Consider the following 16,610-nt stretch of genomic DNA (forward strand, 5'->3'; position numbering starts at 1 on the left):
ACGTTGAAGATGAGGAGGGTGCTGTAAATGGCCCAGACACTACCAAGCATCGTTTCGGGCGAGGGTGGTCTTACCCGTTATCTCGAAGAAATCCGCCGCTTTCCCATGCTGCAGCCGGAAGAGGAGTACATGCTTGCGAAGCGTTATCGCGAGCATGACGACACCAGTGCTGCGCACAGGCTGGTCACCAGCCATTTGCGGCTCGTGGCGAAGATCGCCATGGGCTACCGCGGCTACGGCCTGCCTATCGGCGAAGTGATCTCCGAAGGCAATGTCGGCCTGATGCAGGCCGTGAAGAAGTTCGAGCCGGAGCGCGGCTTCCGCCTGGCCACCTATGCCATGTGGTGGATCAAGGCGTCGATCCAGGAATACATCCTGCGCTCGTGGAGCCTGGTCAAGATGGGCACCACGGCCAACCAGAAGCGCCTGTTCTTCAACCTGCGCAAGGTGAAGGGCAAGATCCAGGCGCTCGACGAGGGCGACCTCAACCCCGAGCAGGTGTCCGAGATCGCCACCAGGCTGAACGTGAGCGAGGAGGAGGTGGTTTCCATGAACCGCCGCCTTTCCGGCGATGCCTCGCTCAACGCGCCCATCCGCGCCACGGAGGGCGAGTCCGGTGAATGGCAGGACTGGCTGGTGGACGAGCACGACAGTCAGGAAGAGATGCTGGTCGAGCAGGACGAGCTCGAATCCCGCCGCCGCATGCTGGGCGACGCGATGGGGATCCTGAACGACCGCGAGCGCCGCATCTTCGAGGCACGCCGGCTGTCCGACGAACCGCTGACGCTGGAGGAGCTTTCCGGCGAGTTCGACATCAGCCGCGAGCGCGTGCGCCAGATCGAGGTTCGCGCATTCGAGAAGGTCCAGGAAGCGGTGAAGGCTTCGGCAAGGAAGCAGGCACAGCCCCCGCGCACCGCTCAGGGCGAAGGCCAGGGCGCCGCCGTCTGATTCTCCCGCAAGGCAGAAGGGAAAAGCGGGGCCTTACCCGCTCGACGCCCTTTGCCAGGCTTCCAGTGCCTCACTGAATATCCGGTCGCCGGGCACGCCCTTTTCCAACGTGATGAGGGCGCGGCGGCCGGACGTATAAACGATCGGAATGTCGATCCAGCTCTGCCGCCGCATGAGCAGCGTGTTGGTCTCGACATCCGCCCTGTTGTCGCTCAGCGCCACGAGGAAGAAGCCCGGGGCGATCCTCGCCGGAATGCCGAGAAGCGGGCTGCCCGTATCCTGCTCCGACCGCTTCATGGCCACCCGCAGCACATTGTCGATGCTGCCGCCCTGAAAATCGTCGGGCGTCAGGAAGATGAGCTCCATGATGTGGCTTGCCGGCAAAGACTGATCGACGTTGCGCCGGATGGTCATCTTGAGCTGCAGTCCCTTGTCCGGAACGGTAGCCTCGCCGCGGATGGCCGGCTCCGGCGGTAGATTGTTGCCGGGCGACTCCTCGACGATCGACCATACCACCGCACCGCTGTCGGCAGAACCTTGCGACGCATTCGTGCGCTCCTCGTAGAAGATCGCCCTCTGCCCCACGGGGAGGGACGCTTCACCCTCAAGCTCGCCGGTGCCGCCATCCTCGCCCGGCGCGGCACCGCTTTGCGTGGCCTCGGCAACGGAGGTGCCCTCCCCCACACCCGCCTGGCCTTCGGCGGGGCCCGGATCGATTTCCCGACCGTCCGGCGTCAGGCGCTGGGTGAATTTGGGTGGCTGCTCGTCGCCCGCCGGCGCCGAACTCTCTTCCTCACCGCCCGCCTGCGTGGTTTCGGCGGGCTCCTCCCCCACCGCCTCAGGCGGTGTGGTGTCGGTATCCCGCGCCATCATCTGGTCGAAGCTCTGGAACCCGGCGAGCTGTGCCACGTCGTCGCGATAAAGCCACGCGCCGGCCGCTGCCGCGCCAAGCAGAGCCACGATGAGGAGCAGCGCGACCCATCCGCCCGCCCAGCGACGTCGGCGGTCAGGCTGGTCGCCGGGAAGGCTTATATCGTCATCATCCGTGCTGGATTCCGGCCCTTCCACGGGCACATCCGATGCACCGATCCCCGGCCATTCGGACGTTTGGCGATGCGCCTCATCGGAGCCTTGCGCTGCCGTCTCCGCAGTCGGCTCAGCTTCCGCCTCGTCGGCATCGGGGTAAGGGCGCAATCCGAACGGAGTGCTCAACTCCGCCATGACGTTGTCAAGATCGTCTTCCGCCGGGGCGGCAGGCTCCGCGTACTCGTCCTCGACAGTGCTGATGGCGTCTTCCAGCAGTTTCTTCTGGCGCTCGACAAGCTGCGGCGAAGGTGGCGGCGCGACCGCGGCCAGCTTGGCGTCGATGGTGGCGCGTGCCTTGTCGTAGATCTTCGCCCGCGTTGCGGGGGTATTCTCTTTCAGCGCACCGATCGTCTTGCGCAAAACCGCAGCAAAATCCGCCATGCCTAAACTGTCCGCTCCTACCCTCTCACTGTCCGAGTTTCACCCGCAACATGCATGAAATTGTGGTGACTCTACAGCATGGCCTCAAACAATGGAATCGCCTTCTAAAAGATCAGCTCGTAGATTCAAAGCGTTAGGTCTTCCGCTCCGAGCTAGTCCTGGAAGGGATCTGTTACCAGGATCGCATCCTCGCGTTCCGGGCTGGTCGACAGCAGCGCCACGGGAGCACCGATCAGTTCCTCGATGTGGCGCACATACTTCACCGCCTGGGCCGGCAGGTCGTTCCAGCTGCGGGCGCCGCGCGTCGTCTCCTTCCAGCCTTCGAGCGTCTCGTATATCGGCTGCAGCCGCGCCTGCGCCCCCTGGCCAGCTGGCAGATAATCGATCGTCTGCCCGTCGAGCCTGTATCCCGTGCAGACCTTGACCTCGTCAAGCCCGTCGAGCACGTCGAGCTTGGTGAGCGCGATGCCGCTCATGCCGTTCGCCACCACCGCCTGGCGCACGAGCACCGCGTCGAACCAACCGCAGCGCCGCTTGCGCCCCGTCACCGTGCCGAACTCGTTGCCCTGCGTGCCCAGAAAATCGCCGATCTCGTTGTCCTGCTCGGTGGGGAACGGGCCTTCGCCGACCCGGGTCGTATAGGCCTTGGTGATGCCCAGGACATAGTCGACGGCGTTCGGCCCCAGCCCCGAACCCGTGGCCGCCTGGCCTGCCACCGTGTTGGACGAGGTAACGAAGGGATAGGTGCCGTGGTCGATGTCAAGCAGCGTGCCCTGCGCGCCTTCGAACAGGATGCGGCTTCCCGCACGGCGCGCGTCGTCGAGGATTTTCCACACACGGTCGACATAGGGCAGGATGCGGTCGGCCACGGAGGAAAGCTCCTCCATGATGGCCGCGTGCGAAACTTCCGCGTGGCCCAGGCCCCGGCGCAGCGCATTGTGGTGTGTGAGAAGCCGGTCGACCTTGGCCGGCAGCGTCTCCATGTTGGCAAGGTCCATGACGCGGATCGCCCGGCGGCCGACCTTGTCCTCATAGGCCGGCCCGATGCCGCGCCGCGTCGTGCCGATCTTGGTGCCCGAGTTGGAGGCCGCGTCCTCGCGGAAGGCGTCAAGTTCGCGATGCAGAGACAGGATCAGCGCCGTGTTCTCGGCGATCTTCAGGTTCGCAGGCGACACGGCCACGCCCTGCTGCGCAAGGCGCTCGACCTCGGCCACGAAAGCATGCGGATCGAAAACGACGCCATTACCGATAACCGACAGCTTGCCCTCGCGCACCACACCGGAGGGAAGAAGGGAGAGCTTGTAGCTCACCCCGTCGATCACCAGCGTATGGCCGGCATTGTGCCCGCCCTGGAAGCGCACCACCACGTCGGCGCGCTCCGACAGCCAGTCGACAATCTTGCCCTTTCCCTCGTCGCCCCACTGCGAGCCGACGACCACAACATTCGCCATCAGTGCATCCTTCTTGCCGGTCTTGCGCGAAGCGCCCCGGCTGCTCGTGAAAAAACCACAGGCTCTATACCGTCATGCGCCTGGCGATGCGACTCCCTTTCAGCCGTGCCGCCCGCCTCCCGCCGGTTTTCTTTGCCGCGTTCGATTTACGAGGCGTGTTGAACCCGCTATTGCCTCCTACCTCCTCGAAGACCGCCCGGAAGACCCGATGCACAACAAAGCCTACGTCATCCTCCTCTTCACGACGCTCTTCTGGGGCGGCAACGCGGTTGCGGGGAAGCTGGCGGTCGGCCACGTCTCGCCTTTCGCCCTGACCTTCCTGCGCTGGATCATGGCGCTTGCCATTCTCCTGCCGCTGGCCTGGAAGCCCCTCAGGCGCGACTGGCCGCAAATCAGGAGCAACCTGCCGCTTCTGGCCATGCTCGGCACGGTCGGCTTCACCTGCTTCAACGCCGCCTTCTACAGCGCCCTCACCTTTACGTCGGCGGTCAATGTCTCGATCGAGCAGGCGGCCATCCCGATGGTCATCATCGTGCTGAATTTCTGCCTCTTCCAGGTAAGGGCGACAAGACTGCAGCTTGTCGGCTTCGCGCTTTCCCTTGTCGGCATTTCGCTGACCGCAAGCCATGGCGACCTGTCGCGGCTTGCCGAACTCGACATCAATATCGGCGATCTTCTGATGCTGCTCGCCGTCCTGTTCTACGGCATCTACACCGTGTCCCTGCGCTTCAAGCCGGACATCCACTGGCTGAGCACGATCACCGTACTTGCGATGTCGGCCCTGTTGAGCTCAGTCCCCTTCTTGGCCTGGGAATACGCGGCCGGCAGCCTCATCCTGCCGGATCTGCGCGGCTGGATGATCGTGCTTTACACCGCGGCAATGCCTTCGGTCCTCGCCCAGGTCTTCTATATCCGCGGCAACGAGCTCATCGGCGGCAACCGCGCTGGCCTGTTCGTCAACCTCGTGCCGATCTTCGGCACACTGCTGTCGATCCTCATCCTGGGCGAGGATTTCTACCCGTACCACGCCTTCGCGATAGCGCTCGTCTTCTGCGGCATCGGGCTCGCCGAATATAGCGGCCGCAAAGCGATAGGCGCTCCGCCACGCGTGCGGGCCCCGGTCGACGGGTCGTGATCGGCGGCCCCTAAAAGGCCTTGGGCAAACCGGCCTGCTTGAGGACGCCATTCGCCGTATGGCGCGACTTAATTGCGTTGTCGACGACAACCCGACGTCCGGTCACAGGATGGCGCCAAATCTCGTGATCACCCCTTCCAGGGCGGTGAAATACCCATCCGGCTCGTGAGAGTATGGCCTTCAAAGATTTGGTGTAGTTGTTCACCGCCCCGACCGGCTCCGAGGGTCGAGGCGACATGCCCGCGAAAACACCGAGACCAACGCTTATTCAGCAGCGACGGGCGCTGGCCCATGCGCCGCCGAGTGCACCACGAGATCGAACTCCGGCGAAACCGACTCGTCCTCGACGAGATCGGCGAGCTTGAGCGCAATTCCGTCACGCAGTTGATCGAGCGATTGTGCCTCGGTGGCAAGGCCAACCTGTTCACGCGCTATCGCGACCCAAACTTTGGCCTCGTCATCCCAATTCGCATCGATAGTGATTTTCATGCACCAGGCTCCTCTCCATCCAATATAGCGCATGGAGTCAAGGGAAAGAAGGCGCGGTCTTTTCCGCGCCTTCAAGCCCTACGCACTCACGTCGAAATGCAGCGGCTTGGCCGAGATGATGGAATCGTTCGCCCGCAATTCCTGCAGCACATTCTCCGGGAACGGCGCGTCGAGATACAAGAGCGCGATCGCGTCGCCCCCTGGCCGATTGCGGCCGAGCTGGAAGTTGGCGATGTTCACCCCGTGCTTGGCACAGATGGTGCCAAGCAGGCCGATGATGCCGGGCGTGTCGTAATTGGTGGTGTAAAGCATGTGCTCGCCCACCTCGGCATCGAGATTGATGCCCTTGATCTGGATGAAGCGCGGCTTGCCGTCCGAGAAGACCGTGCCGGCGATCGAACGCGTCTTGGCCGATGTCTTGACCGTCAGCTTGATATAGCCGTCGAAGACGCCCGACTTGTCGCGCTTGACCTCCGACAGGATGACGCCGCGCTCCTTCGCCATGACGGGCGCCGAGACCATGTTGACGTCGGAGACCTGCGGCCGGATGAGCCCCGCCAGCGCGGCGCTGATGAGGGCGCGCGTGTTCATGGCGGCGGTGGAGCCGTCGAAGACGACCTCCACCTCGCGAATCGCCTCCTCCGTCACCTGGCCGACAAATGCGCCCATCACCTCCGCCAGCTTGATGAAGGGCTTCAGCCGCGGCGCCTCCTCGGCGCTGATCGAGGGCATATTGATGGCATTGGTGACCGCGCCCTTGATGAGGTAGTCCGACATCTGCTCGGCCACCTGCAGGGCGACGTTTTCCTGCGCCTCTGTCGTCGCCGCCCCCAAATGCGGCGTGCACACCACGTTGGGCAGGTTGAACAGCGGATTTTCCGTGGCCGGCTCATTCTCGAACACGTCGACGCCGGCGCCCGCAACCTTGCCGGATTTCAGTGCCGCGACCAGATCGGCCTCGACGATCAGGCCGCCGCGCGCGCAATTGATGATGCGCACGCCGTCCTTCATCTTGGCGATCGCCTCGGCACTGATGATACCCCGTGTCTTGTCGGTCAGCGGCGTGTGCAGCGTGATGAAGTCCGCCCGGGCGAACAACTCGTCCAGCTCCACTTTCTCCACGCCCAGCTCCTCCGCCCGCTGGACGGACAGAAATGGGTCGAACGCCACCACGTGCATCTTCAGTCCGATGGCGCGCATGGCCACCACCGACCCGATGTTGCCGCAGCCGATGACGCCCAGCGTCTTGCCGGTGATCTCGACGCCCATGAAGCGGTTCTTCTCCCACCTGCCTTCATGGGTGGAGGCGTTGGCTTCGGGGATCTGCCGCGCCACCGCGAAGAGCATGGCAATCGCGTGCTCCGCCGTGGTGATGGAGTTGCCGAAGGGCGTGTTCATGACGATGATGCCGCGGCGCGAGGCGGCGGGGATATCGACGTTGTCGACGCCGATGCCGGCGCGGCCCACAACCTTCAGGTTGGTCGCGGCATTGATCAGCTTCTCTGTCACCTTGGTGGCCGAGCGGATGGCCAGGCCATCGTACTGGTCAATGATGGAGACAAGCTTTTCCTTGTCCTTGCCGAGATCCGGCTGGTAATCGACCTCGATGCCGTGCTGCCTGAAGATGTCGACGGCCATGGGCGAAAGCTTGTCGGAAACGAGAACGCGAGGTGCCATTTCAGGGCTCCTAATTAAGCGAATGCGATGGGAAGGATCAGCGCCGGCGCCGGCGCCGGACGGTTTCAGGCGCTCTGCAGCGCCGCCTTCTGCTCCTGGAATGCCCAGTCGAGCCAAGGCATCAGAGCTTCGAGATCGGAGGTCTCGACGGTCGCGCCGGCCCAGATCCTGAGGCCCGGAGGCGCGTCGCGATAGTGGCCGATGTCGTAGGCCACGCCCTCCTTGTCGAGCCGGGATACCATGCCCTTGGCGAAGGCCGCCCTGGCGTCGGCATCGAGCCGTGCCACCGTCTCGTCGACGATCGACAGGCACACGGACGTGTTGGAGCGCGTGGCCGGGTCCCGCGCCAGATGCGCGAGCCAATCGCTCTTTTCAACGAACCGGTCGATGACGGCGAAGTTGGCATCGGCACGGGCAATCAGCGCGTCGAGCCCGCCCACCGACTGCGCCCAGGAAAGCGCGTCGAGATAGTCTTCCACGCACAGCATGGAGGGCGTGTTGATGGTTTCGCCCTTGAAGACGCCCTCGATCAGCTTGCCGCCCTTGGTAAGGCGAAAGATCTTCGGCAACGGCCAGGCGGGCGTGTAGTTTTCCAGCCGCTCGACCGCACCGGGGCTGAGGATGAGGATGCCGTGCGCTGCCTCACCGCCCAGCACTTTCTGCCAGGAGAAGGTGACGACATCGAGCTTCGAAAAATCGAGCCGCTGCGCGAAGGCGGCGGACGTGGCGTCGCAGATGGTCAATCCCTTACGGCCGGCGGGGATGAAGTCGCCGTTCGGTACGCGCACGCCAGAGGTCGTGCCGTTCCAGGTGAAGACCACGTCGCGGTCGAAATCGATCTGCGCCAGATCCGGCAGTTCGCCGTAGTCCGCCTCGATGCGGCGCACGTCGCCGAGCTTGAGCTGCTTGACGACATCCGTCACCCAGCCGGAGCCGAAGGATTCCCAGGCAACCATGTCGACGCCGCGTTCGCCCAGGAGCGACCAAAGCGCCATCTCGACGGCACCGGTGTCCGACGCCGGCACGATGCCGATGCGGTAGTCTGCGGGAACCTTGAGAACTTCACGCGTGAGCTCGATGGCCCGCCCCAGCTTTTCCTTGCCGATCTTGGCACGGTGGGAGCGTCCGAGCGCGGCATCCTTCAACGCCTCGGGCGTCCAGCCGGGGCGCTTTGCGCAAGGTCCTGACGAAAAATTGGGATTGGCCGGACGGATGTCCGGCTTGGGGAGTGTGCTCATGATATTCTACCCTTCCAGATAGCTCGCCCCTCGGTGGGAAGGGGTGGCCCACGGACGGGGTTATGCTGTCAGGGCCGCCGCGTCAAGCATGTTCTTCCCGAGACAGAACAGCGCATGGCGGGCCGTCGGGCCCGCCATCGCAGAAACTTTGAGCCGTTGCCGGACTTACCAGAGATCGTAGCGCAATCCGACCTTGACCTGGTGATAGTCCACTCCCTCCTCGATGGTATTGGAGGACACGTCGAGATATTCTAGGCTCGGCGAGTTCAGATACTGATACCCCACATCCAGCGACATGTTCTTCGTCACCTGGTAGTTGACGCCCGCGTTGAGGGTATAGGCGAACTCGTATTGCCGGTCCGGTGGAGAGGGAGGCGTATTCAGCAGCGGTGAATCAACCTCCAGCTCGTGCTTGGAAAAGACGAGACCGGCGCCGGCACCGACATAAGGGGTGAAGCCGACAAAGGTGCCGAGGTCGACATAGCCGTTGACGATCGCGCCCAGGACCCGGTTCTCGCCGGATACGAGGTTGACCCCGTCGTCATAGTCAAAACTGTCGTCCCCGATATAGGCAAGATTGACGTCCGCCCGCAGCATGTCGGTGAAGTGATAGCCGACGCCGATGCTGCCGCCAAAACGATTGTTGTCCGCCTCCTCGCCGAAGAGGCTGAAGTCATAGACCGAATCGTTGACGCTATAGGTAACGTCGCCGCGCAAGTACCACCCGGAACCGAACTCCACCGGCACGTATTGCGGCGCTTCCTCGATGACGATGGGCGGGTCGTAATCTGCCGCACCGGCGGAGGTCGCCGGTGCCAGCGCAGCACCCGTGACGACCAGAACCAGACTGCTGGAAAACCTATACATAGTGACCTGCTCCCCGAAGTGCGCCGGAGCAGTTGCTCGCCCCCGCCGCCAGTCGAGAAGCAGTGTTAACCATTTCGGTTAAGCCATGGTTAAGGATAACAGTGAGTGAACGGGAAGAACCGGCCGATGCGATAGTGCGAGCGACACAAAAAAGGCCGCCCGGCGGAAAGCCGGGCGGCCGACAGGAGCGGTGGAAGACGTATTACTTGTAGACTGGCGGCTCGTAAGGCGGCGGGTCGTAGGCCACCATCTGCGGCACGACGCAGTTTGGATTGCCGCCGCCGAACGAATAGCGCAAACCCGCGCGCGCCTCGTGCACGTTGAAGCCGTCGTCGTAGCCCGGACCAACGCCGAAGCCCGATTCTTCGAACATGCGCCCGCCCTCGATGCGGCTGAAGCGGTAGCCGGCGTCGAGCTGCAGGTTTTCGGTCAAACAGTAGGACGCACCCGCCATGAGCGACCAGGCAAAGCGCCAATTCTTGGCACCCCTGTGCACATCCGTATCGCCGTCGATCGTGTTTTCGAGGTCGTCCCACTTCACATATGCGCCGCCGATACCAGCGCCGACGTAGGGTGTGACGCCGCGATAGGTGCCGAGGTCGACGTAGGCGTTGGCCATCAGGAGAAGCGCCGAATAGGCGGATTTGTCGGTCGAGGTGCAAGGCACGGGCGGATCGCCGCACTCGCCCGAGGTCGTGCCGCGGAAGTCCGACTTGAACCAGTAGTCCGCCGTGAAGTCGGTGCGTAGATAACGCGTCATCTGGTAGCCGACGCCAGCGCCAAGCGACATGGCGCCGTCGAGATCCGTGTTGTCGAAATCGTCCGTGCCGGGCGGCGGGCCGTAGGTGATGTATTCGGTGCCGCGCAGTTTCGACCAGTGATAGTTGATGTCCCCGCGCAGGTACCATCCGCCCGCGGCCACCTCCTTTTCAACGAACGGCGGCGGCGGCATCTCCACCACCGGCGGTTCATAGATATCGGCGGCGTAGGCACCAGTGGCGAAGGCAAACGCGGCAGCCGCGACAACCGGCTTCATCGTCTTCAGCATCTTTTCCATCCCCCAAGAAATGCGACGGCTGCACGGTTTGGCGCCCCGCTTGGTTGAGTCATGGCGAAGATTGAAGCAAAAAAGTTAAGCCCCACTTAACCCTAACGCGCAGTTTCCTGCGGCGGTCGCGTTATGCTTGCTCTTGGTTGAGCAAAGGGTCGAAGCCTTAAGAGACTACTCCGGCTTACAGGCTGAAGATCGATAAATCCTAGGCCGCCGTCCGAGCATCGCCGATGGCACCGATGATATCGTCGACCACGGCGTGGACCAGATCGGGATCGTCTCCCTCGGCCATCACGCGGATGAGCGGTTCGGTGCCTGAGGGGCGGATGACGAGGCGGCCGCTCTCGCCAAGCCGCGACTGCGCCTCGGCGATCGCCGCCTTGACGGGCGCCCGATCGAGCGGCTTGCCGCCGCTGATGCGCACGTTCTTCAAGACCTGCGGCACCGGCTCGAACTTGCGGCACACCTCGCTGGCCGGCCGGTTCTCGCGCTTGATGCAAGCCAAAACCTGCAGCGCAGTGACCAGCCCATCACCCGAGGTGGCGAAGTCGGAAAGGATGACATGGCCGGATTGCTCGCCGCCCACGTTGAGCCCATTGGCTCGCATGTGCTCCACCACGTAGCGGTCACCCACCTTGGTGCGATGCAGATCGAGCCCGCGGCCTTTCAGGAAGCGCTCTAGGCCGAGATTGGACATCACCGTGGCGGCGATGCCGCCGCCGGCCAGCCGCTCGCTCTCATGCCAGGACTGCGCAATCAGCGCCATGATCTGGTCGCCGTCGACCACAGTGCCGTTCTCGTCGACGATCACCACCCGGTCGGCATCGCCATCGAGCGCGATACCGATGTCGGCACGCACCTCGTGCACCTTCTTGGCAAGGCTCAAGGGGCTGGTCGAGCCGCAATCGCGATTGATGTTGAGGCCGTCCGGGTCGACGTGGATGGACACTACCTCCGCCCCCAGTTCCCACAGGGCGGCGGGCGCCACCTTGTAGGCGGCACCGTTGGCACAGTCGACGACGATGCGCAGGCCCGCAAGCGACATCGCCCGCGGCAGTGTGCGCTTGGCGAACTCGATATAGCGATCATGCACGCCATCGACGCGCTTGGCCCGACCGAGCATCTCGGCATCGGCCAGCGCCAGCTCGATGTCCTTGTCGAGCATCGCCTCGATGCGGCCTTCGATCTTGTCGGAGAGCTTGTAGCCGTCGGGCCCGAACAACTTGATGCCGTTGTCCTCGAACGGATTGTGCGAGGCCGAGATCATGACGCCGATATCGGCCCGCAGCGAACGTACCAGCATGGCGACCGCCGGCGTCGGGATCGGCCCCAGAAGGAACACGTCCATGCCCGCCGCGCAGAAACCGGAGACGAGCGCGTTCTCGATCATATAGCCGGAAAGGCGCGTGTCCTTGCCAAGCACCACACGATGGCGATGGTTGCCGTTCTGGAAGGTAAGGCCGGCGGCCATCCCCACCCTCATGGCCACCTCGGCGGTCATGGGAAATCGATTGGCACGACCGCGGATGCCGTCGGTCCCGAAATATCTCTTCGTCATATCTTTTTTTGCCCGCACCGATTTGGAAGTTTGTCGCAAAACTGCGGTCCCCATCTTCATTTGCCACAGGTTCGGGTGCTTATGCGCATCACTTTATGTCAGAAATCGTAACCGATCTATATGAACAGGCGCTTGCCCACCATGATTAACGGTAGGTAAACAAGCTTGATACGGGGAGAGAAGGTGCAATACCAAAACTGCGGAGCGCCAGGCCCCGCAGCTCTGTGGAATATCTGTCCGTTGCGAGGGATCCTACCCTTGCGGCTGTGGCTCCATCCCAGCGTCGGGCTCTTCGCCGCCCTTCTTGTTCTCCTTGCGCGCGCCCGCCTTGGGCACGGTGGAGCCGCGCGACGGCGGTGTATCATCGCCGAGGTCGCGCGACGGCTTCTCGCCGCGGATGATGGCACGGATTTCGTCGCCCGACAGCGTCTCGTATTCGAGCAGGCCTTCGGCAACAGCGATCCATTCCTTCTTCTTCTTGGTCAGGATTTCGCGCGCCTTGGTATAGGCCTCGTCGATAAGCCTGCGCACCTCCTCGTCGATCTTCTGCTGTGTCTCCTGCGACATGTTCTGATGACGCGCCACGGAGTGGCCGAGGAACACCTCTTCCTGGTTCTCACCATAGGCGACCTGACCGAGCTTGTCGGAAAAGCCCCACTGCGTGACCATGGCGCGGGCAAGTTTGGTCGCCTGCTCGATATCGGAGGCGGCACCCGAGGTGATGTTCTCCTTACCGAACTTGATCTCCTCGGCCACGCGCCCGCCCATCATGGTGGCGAGCCGCGAGATCATCCACTTGTAGCTCATGGAGTAGCGGTCGCCCTCGGGCAACTGCATGACCATGCCGAGCGCCCGCCCGCGCGGAATGATGGTCGCCTTATGCACCGGGTCGGAGGATGGGGTGTTGAGCGCCACCACGGCGTGCCCAGCCTCGTGGAAGGCCGTCAGCTCCTTTTCCTCCTGGGTCATGGCGTGCGAGCGCCGCTCCGCGCCCATCATCACCTTGTCCTTGGCGTCCTCGAACTCGGCCATGGTGACGAGACGCTTGTTGCGGCGCGCCGCCATCAGAGCGGCCTCGTTGACCAGGTTGGCGAGATCGGCACCGGAGAAGCCCGGCGTGCCGCGCGCCACAATCTTGAGGTCAACGTTCGGCGCCAGCGGCACGTTGCGCACATGCACCTTCAGTATCTTCTCGCGGCCGGCGATATCCGGGTTCGGAACCACGACCTGCCGGTCGAAGCGACCGGGACGCAGGAGCGCCGGATCGAGCACGTCGGGCCGGTTTGTGGCGGCGATCAGGATGATGCCTTCGTTGGCCTCGAAGCCGTCCATCTCGACCAGGAGCTGGTTCAGCGTCTGCTCGCGCTCGTCATTGCCGCCGCCCAGGCCGGCACCGCGATGGCGGCCGACCGCATCGATCTCGTCGATGAAGATGATGCAGGGCGCGTTCTTCTTGGCTTGCTCGAACATGTCGCGCACGCGGGAAGCACCGACGCCGACGAACATCTCGACGAAGTCTGAGCCGGAGATGGTGAAGAACGGCACGTTTGCCTCGCCGGCGACAGAGCGCGCAAGCAGCGTCTTACCCGTTCCCGGAGGGCCGACCAGGAGCACGCCGCGCGGGATCTTGCCGCCGAGCCGCTGGAACTTCTGCGGGTCGCGCAGGAATTCGACGATCTCCTCGAGATCTTCCTTGGCCTCGTCGACGCCCGCCACGTCCTGGAAGGTGACGCGGCCATGCGCCTCGGTCAAAAGCTTCGCCTTGGACTTGCCGAAGCCCATGGCGCGGCCGGAGCCCGACTGCATCTGCCGCATGAAGAATATCCACACGGCAAGGATGAGGATCATCGGCAGCCAGGAGATGAAGTAGCCCAGTATGGAGTTGGAGCCGTCCGATTCCGGCCGTGCATTGATGGTCACGCCACGCTCTTCCAGCCGCTGCACGAGGCTCGCATCTCCCGGAGAATATGTCTGGAAGGGCGTCTGGTTGTCCGTGTAGGTGCCGGTGATGCGGTCCCCGGTGATCGTTACGCTCTCAACGCGGCCGTTCGACAGTTCCTGAAGGAACTGCGAATAGGCGATGTCGCGCGTCGCCCCCCGCTGCTGCGGCGCCTGGAAGAGGTTGAACAGCGCGATGAGCAGAACGGCGATGATCGCCCACAGCGCAAAGTTTCTGTAATTCGGATTCATGTGCGTCCTGTAAGTGCGCCGAGGCCGGCATCATCCAAAGCACTGGTTTCAACTAACATAGGGAGCGTGCGCAACATTGCCAAGCGCAAGCCCACTATTGCACCCGTATCCCAACCGATATGGTTATCTGTTCTCCTTTTTGTGGCCGCGCCATGGCAAAGGCGGAATAGTCGCACCGCCGATCACCCCGGCGACCGCCCGCGCCGGAGCGAGATCGAACGAGGGCAAAAGCCGCGCCCACGGCCCCGCCACCGGCTGCAAGGAAACCGCCGCTCCTTCGCTTGCGCGGCCGAGACACCGCCCATCGCGCCAAAGCGCCGGTTCGGCCGCAAGGGCCGAGCGCATTAGGCCGGCGGGTGCGCCCACATCGGCAATCTCGGCTGCCCGCGCGTTTTCGGCTCCGAACGGAGCAAGCGCCAGATCCTTTCGCTCCCCACGCACCAAGGCGCGGTATCGCCCGTCCCAGATCATGCCGTCGGCCAATGCAAGCCGCGGCAGGTTGCGCCTCTCCCGGTATATATAGAGACGCCCACGCCTTACGGCGATCACCGCCCGCGACAGAGTGGCGCGAAAGCCGTCGTCTCCCGCACGCGCCAGGATAGCGGCGGTGCGCGCCTCATCGGGTAGATGCGGCGTGCCGCCGGCAACGGCCAGCAGGATGCGGAGTGTGTAGAGGGCGGCGCCCCTCTGCGCCTCTTGCAGCGCCGAATGCGGAAGATAAAGGAGGCCGGGCGCTCCGAGCCGCGCCGCGCCGGCGATAAGAGTGGCGGCACTTTCCCCTGCCTCCGCCCGTGCGCGGGCCGCTTCCCGCGCCTGGCCGACCAGCCGCTCGATATCCTCCTCGCCCAGCGCCTGGCGCACGCGCGCCCGCTCGAACCGCCTGTCCCTGTTGCTCGGATCATCGATCCAGCCGATGCCTCGCGCCTCAAGGAAGCCGCGCAGCGCGCTTCGGCGCACGTCGAGAAGTGGCCGGACAAACCAGACGCGGCCATCGTAGAGTGTCGCCGGGGCGATGCCGGCGATCCCCCGCCCGCCTCCGCGCTTCAGCCGCATGGTCAGTGTCTCGGCCTGGTCGTCCGCCGTGTGGCCGGTCAATACGAGGTCGCTGCCGGCCTCGCCCGCCGCGCCCGCCAGAAGCCGCAGCCGCGCTTCTCGCGCCGCGGCCGAAAGCCCCGTCGCCGGCTTCGGCCCCTCCCATCGAAGAACACGGTGCGCGATGCCGTGCGCTGCGCACAGCCTGCCGACCGCACGCGCTTCCTCGGTCGCCTCGGCGCGCAGGCCATGATCTACCGTCACGGCCAGAAGCGACGGTCCGCTTTGCGCGCTTTTCAGATAATCGTGGAGAAGGAGAAGAAGGGCGAGCGAATCGCCGCCGCCCGAAACTGCCGCGATCACGCATCTGCGCCCGGCAAGATCGATCGCGGAAAGGAGAGGAGCCGCCGCGGACGGGGACACCTGGCTCAGCAACCGGCGGTAGCCTGTTCCCGCCTGACCCGCTCCCTGAGCGCGTCGGAGACCTGCGGATAGCGCTGGCCGATCTCGGTGAAAGTCGCACAGGCGACGTCGATCTGGTCGAGCGCGGCAAGAGAGACGCCGAGCTTCAGGAGCATCTCCGGCGCCTTGCCGGCGTTGGGGTGGTCGCGGTTGGCCTGCAGGAAGACCTCCGCCGCCTCACGGTGGCGGTCCTGCCCCAAGAGCGCTTCGCCCAGCCAGAAACTGGCGTCGGCGGTGTGCTGCCCGTCGGGAAAGCGCTGCAGATACTGCCGGAAGCCGGCCTCCGCCGTACCATAGTCGCCGGAAAGAACGAACTCGTAGGCGTTGCGGTAAATCTCATCCGGATCGTCGGAGGGTGGCACGGCGGCGACGACGGAGCCGCCGCTGTCGGCCCCCTGGCCGCCCTGCAAGAGATCCACCGGTCCGCCGGTGCCGCTGGAGACGAGATTGCCGTCCTCGTCGAGGGTGATGGTGCCGAGCGTACGCGGCGGATCCCCGTGTGCCGGAGCGGTGGTATCCGCCGTGCTGGCCGTGCCCGTGGCTGGGTCGTCGGAGGGGACCGCAGGACGTTCAGCCCTCTCAACCGGTTCGGCGCCCGTCGCCTCGGAGCGCTTGCCCTCCAGCTCCTGGAAACGGAATTCGTTGTCTTCCTGCATGCGGCGCAGTTGGTCCTGCGTCTCCAGGAGCTGGAAGTTGAGCTCCTCCACCCGGCCGTTCAGCCGCCGCACCTCTTCCTCGAGGGCGACAAGGCGCGGGTCGCTCGCCTGGGCCAGGATGACGGGTGCACCATGCCGGCTTTCTTGGCCGATGGTGGGGGAATCGGGCAGACGCGGCTGGAATCCCGCTTCGCCGTTCCCCACCGTGGCGGCGAGGGAGAAGGTTACGACGGCCAGACCGCTCAAATATGTTCGGAACAGCATTCCTGTCTCGCTCTCGAAAAGGAAGTGATAAAGGCGGCGGCAGCGGCCACCGCCTCCCCTTTATCAGGCCGTGAGACTTCGGCCAAATTTTGATTGCACGCGCTATGCAAGAAGGGCGGCATCGT

Annotated in this window: 14 protein-coding genes; 2 read left to right on the forward strand and 12 right to left on the reverse strand. The window is 64.2% G+C overall.

Features of this window, described 5'->3' with window-relative positions; all coding sequences use genetic code 11:
• Window positions 1–27 precede the first annotated feature (27 nt).
• Window positions 28–948 (forward strand): RNA polymerase sigma factor RpoH, encoded by a 921-nt coding sequence (gene rpoH / locus GM910_RS03640; RefSeq protein ID WP_159586152.1) that lies wholly within the window; start codon window positions 28–30, stop codon window positions 946–948.
• Between the two features lie 33 nt (window positions 949–981).
• Here rpoH and GM910_RS03645 read toward each other — a convergent pair whose 3' ends face one another.
• Both GM910_RS03645 and GM910_RS03650 read right to left on the reverse strand, forming a co-directional pair.
• Window positions 982–2,415, reverse strand: a complete 1,434-nt coding sequence (locus tag GM910_RS03645; RefSeq protein WP_159586153.1) for a hypothetical protein — start codon at window positions 2,413–2,415, stop codon at window positions 982–984.
• Window positions 2,416–2,567: 152 nt separating this feature from the next.
• Complete coding sequence (locus GM910_RS03650) at window positions 2,568–3,866, reverse strand: adenylosuccinate synthase (RefSeq protein WP_159586154.1); 1,299 nt, start codon at window positions 3,864–3,866, stop codon at window positions 2,568–2,570.
• 208 nt (window positions 3,867–4,074) lie between these two features.
• Here GM910_RS03650 and GM910_RS03655 point away from each other — a divergent pair, with 208 nt between their 5' ends.
• Window positions 4,075–5,001 (forward strand): DMT family transporter, encoded by a 927-nt coding sequence (locus tag GM910_RS03655; RefSeq protein WP_159586155.1) that lies wholly within the window; start codon window positions 4,075–4,077, stop codon window positions 4,999–5,001.
• Between the two features lie 10 nt (window positions 5,002–5,011).
• Here the strand turns inward: GM910_RS03655 and GM910_RS03660 are convergent, their stop codons facing one another.
• The 10 genes from GM910_RS03660 to ybgF all read right to left on the reverse strand — a co-directional run bounded on the left by GM910_RS03660 (window position 5,012) and on the right by ybgF (window position 16,485).
• On the reverse strand, window positions 5,012–5,239 hold the full coding sequence (locus GM910_RS03660; protein ID WP_159586156.1) for a type II toxin-antitoxin system HicA family toxin: 228 nt from the start codon (window positions 5,237–5,239) through the stop codon (window positions 5,012–5,014).
• Between the two features lie 26 nt (window positions 5,240–5,265).
• On the reverse strand, window positions 5,266–5,490 hold the full coding sequence (locus GM910_RS03665) for a DUF1902 domain-containing protein (RefSeq protein WP_159586157.1): 225 nt from the start codon (window positions 5,488–5,490) through the stop codon (window positions 5,266–5,268).
• Between the two features lie 78 nt (window positions 5,491–5,568).
• Window positions 5,569–7,167 carry a phosphoglycerate dehydrogenase gene (serA, locus tag GM910_RS03670; RefSeq protein WP_159586158.1) on the reverse strand — a complete coding sequence of 533 codons (1,599 nt, stop codon included), beginning with the start codon at window positions 7,165–7,167 and terminating at the stop codon, window positions 5,569–5,571.
• A 65-nt stretch (window positions 7,168–7,232) separates the two neighbouring features.
• Window positions 7,233–8,405 (reverse strand): phosphoserine transaminase, encoded by a 1,173-nt coding sequence (locus tag GM910_RS03675; protein ID WP_159586159.1) that lies wholly within the window; start codon window positions 8,403–8,405, stop codon window positions 7,233–7,235.
• 165 nt (window positions 8,406–8,570) lie between these two features.
• Window positions 8,571–9,272, reverse strand: coding sequence for an outer membrane protein (locus GM910_RS03680; RefSeq protein WP_159586160.1), 702 nt, complete (start codon window positions 9,270–9,272; stop codon window positions 8,571–8,573).
• 202 nt (window positions 9,273–9,474) lie between these two features.
• Window positions 9,475–10,320 (reverse strand): outer membrane protein, encoded by an 846-nt coding sequence (locus tag GM910_RS03685; protein WP_159586161.1) that lies wholly within the window; start codon window positions 10,318–10,320, stop codon window positions 9,475–9,477.
• Window positions 10,321–10,528: 208 nt separating this feature from the next.
• Complete coding sequence (gene glmM / locus GM910_RS03690; RefSeq protein ID WP_159586162.1) at window positions 10,529–11,881, reverse strand: phosphoglucosamine mutase; 1,353 nt, start codon at window positions 11,879–11,881, stop codon at window positions 10,529–10,531.
• Window positions 11,882–12,133: 252 nt separating this feature from the next.
• Window positions 12,134–14,071, reverse strand: coding sequence for an ATP-dependent zinc metalloprotease FtsH (gene ftsH / locus GM910_RS03695; protein ID WP_159586163.1), 1,938 nt, complete (start codon window positions 14,069–14,071; stop codon window positions 12,134–12,136).
• Between the two features lie 123 nt (window positions 14,072–14,194).
• On the reverse strand, window positions 14,195–15,466 hold the full coding sequence (gene tilS, locus GM910_RS03700; RefSeq protein WP_159586164.1) for a tRNA lysidine(34) synthetase TilS: 1,272 nt from the start codon (window positions 15,464–15,466) through the stop codon (window positions 14,195–14,197).
• A 65-nt stretch (window positions 15,467–15,531) separates the two neighbouring features.
• Window positions 15,532–16,485, reverse strand: a complete 954-nt coding sequence (ybgF, locus tag GM910_RS03705; RefSeq protein WP_159586165.1) for a tol-pal system protein YbgF — start codon at window positions 16,483–16,485, stop codon at window positions 15,532–15,534.
• Window positions 16,486–16,610: the final 125 nt, after the last annotated feature.

This window comes from Chelativorans xinjiangensis (assembly GCF_009812055.1).
Classification (GTDB): Bacteria; Pseudomonadota; Alphaproteobacteria; order Rhizobiales; family Rhizobiaceae; genus Chelativorans; species Chelativorans xinjiangense.

Excerpts from the sequence above, each read along its gene's own strand:
- rpoH (WP_159586152.1), top strand. The coding sequence starts at position 28 with ATGGCCCAGACACTACCAAGCATCGTTTCGGGCGAGGGTGGTCTTACC.
- GM910_RS03645 (WP_159586153.1), bottom strand. The coding sequence starts at position 2,415 with ATGGCGGATTTTGCTGCGGTTTTGCGCAAGACGATCGGTGCGCTGAAA.
- GM910_RS03650 (WP_159586154.1), bottom strand. The coding sequence starts at position 3,866 with ATGGCGAATGTTGTGGTCGTCGGCTCGCAGTGGGGCGACGAGGGAAAG.
- GM910_RS03655 (WP_159586155.1), top strand. The coding sequence starts at position 4,075 with ATGCACAACAAAGCCTACGTCATCCTCCTCTTCACGACGCTCTTCTGG.
- GM910_RS03660 (WP_159586156.1), bottom strand. The coding sequence starts at position 5,239 with ATGTCGCCTCGACCCTCGGAGCCGGTCGGGGCGGTGAACAACTACACC.
- GM910_RS03665 (WP_159586157.1), bottom strand. The coding sequence starts at position 5,490 with ATGAAAATCACTATCGATGCGAATTGGGATGACGAGGCCAAAGTTTGG.
- serA (WP_159586158.1), bottom strand. The coding sequence starts at position 7,167 with ATGGCACCTCGCGTTCTCGTTTCCGACAAGCTTTCGCCCATGGCCGTC.
- GM910_RS03675 (WP_159586159.1), bottom strand. The coding sequence starts at position 8,405 with ATGAGCACACTCCCCAAGCCGGACATCCGTCCGGCCAATCCCAATTTT.
- GM910_RS03680 (WP_159586160.1), bottom strand. The coding sequence starts at position 9,272 with ATGTATAGGTTTTCCAGCAGTCTGGTTCTGGTCGTCACGGGTGCTGCG.
- GM910_RS03685 (WP_159586161.1), bottom strand. The coding sequence starts at position 10,320 with ATGCTGAAGACGATGAAGCCGGTTGTCGCGGCTGCCGCGTTTGCCTTC.
- glmM (WP_159586162.1), bottom strand. The coding sequence starts at position 11,881 with ATGACGAAGAGATATTTCGGGACCGACGGCATCCGCGGTCGTGCCAAT.
- ftsH (WP_159586163.1), bottom strand. The coding sequence starts at position 14,071 with ATGAATCCGAATTACAGAAACTTTGCGCTGTGGGCGATCATCGCCGTT.
- ybgF (WP_159586165.1), bottom strand. The coding sequence starts at position 16,485 with ATGCTGTTCCGAACATATTTGAGCGGTCTGGCCGTCGTAACCTTCTCC.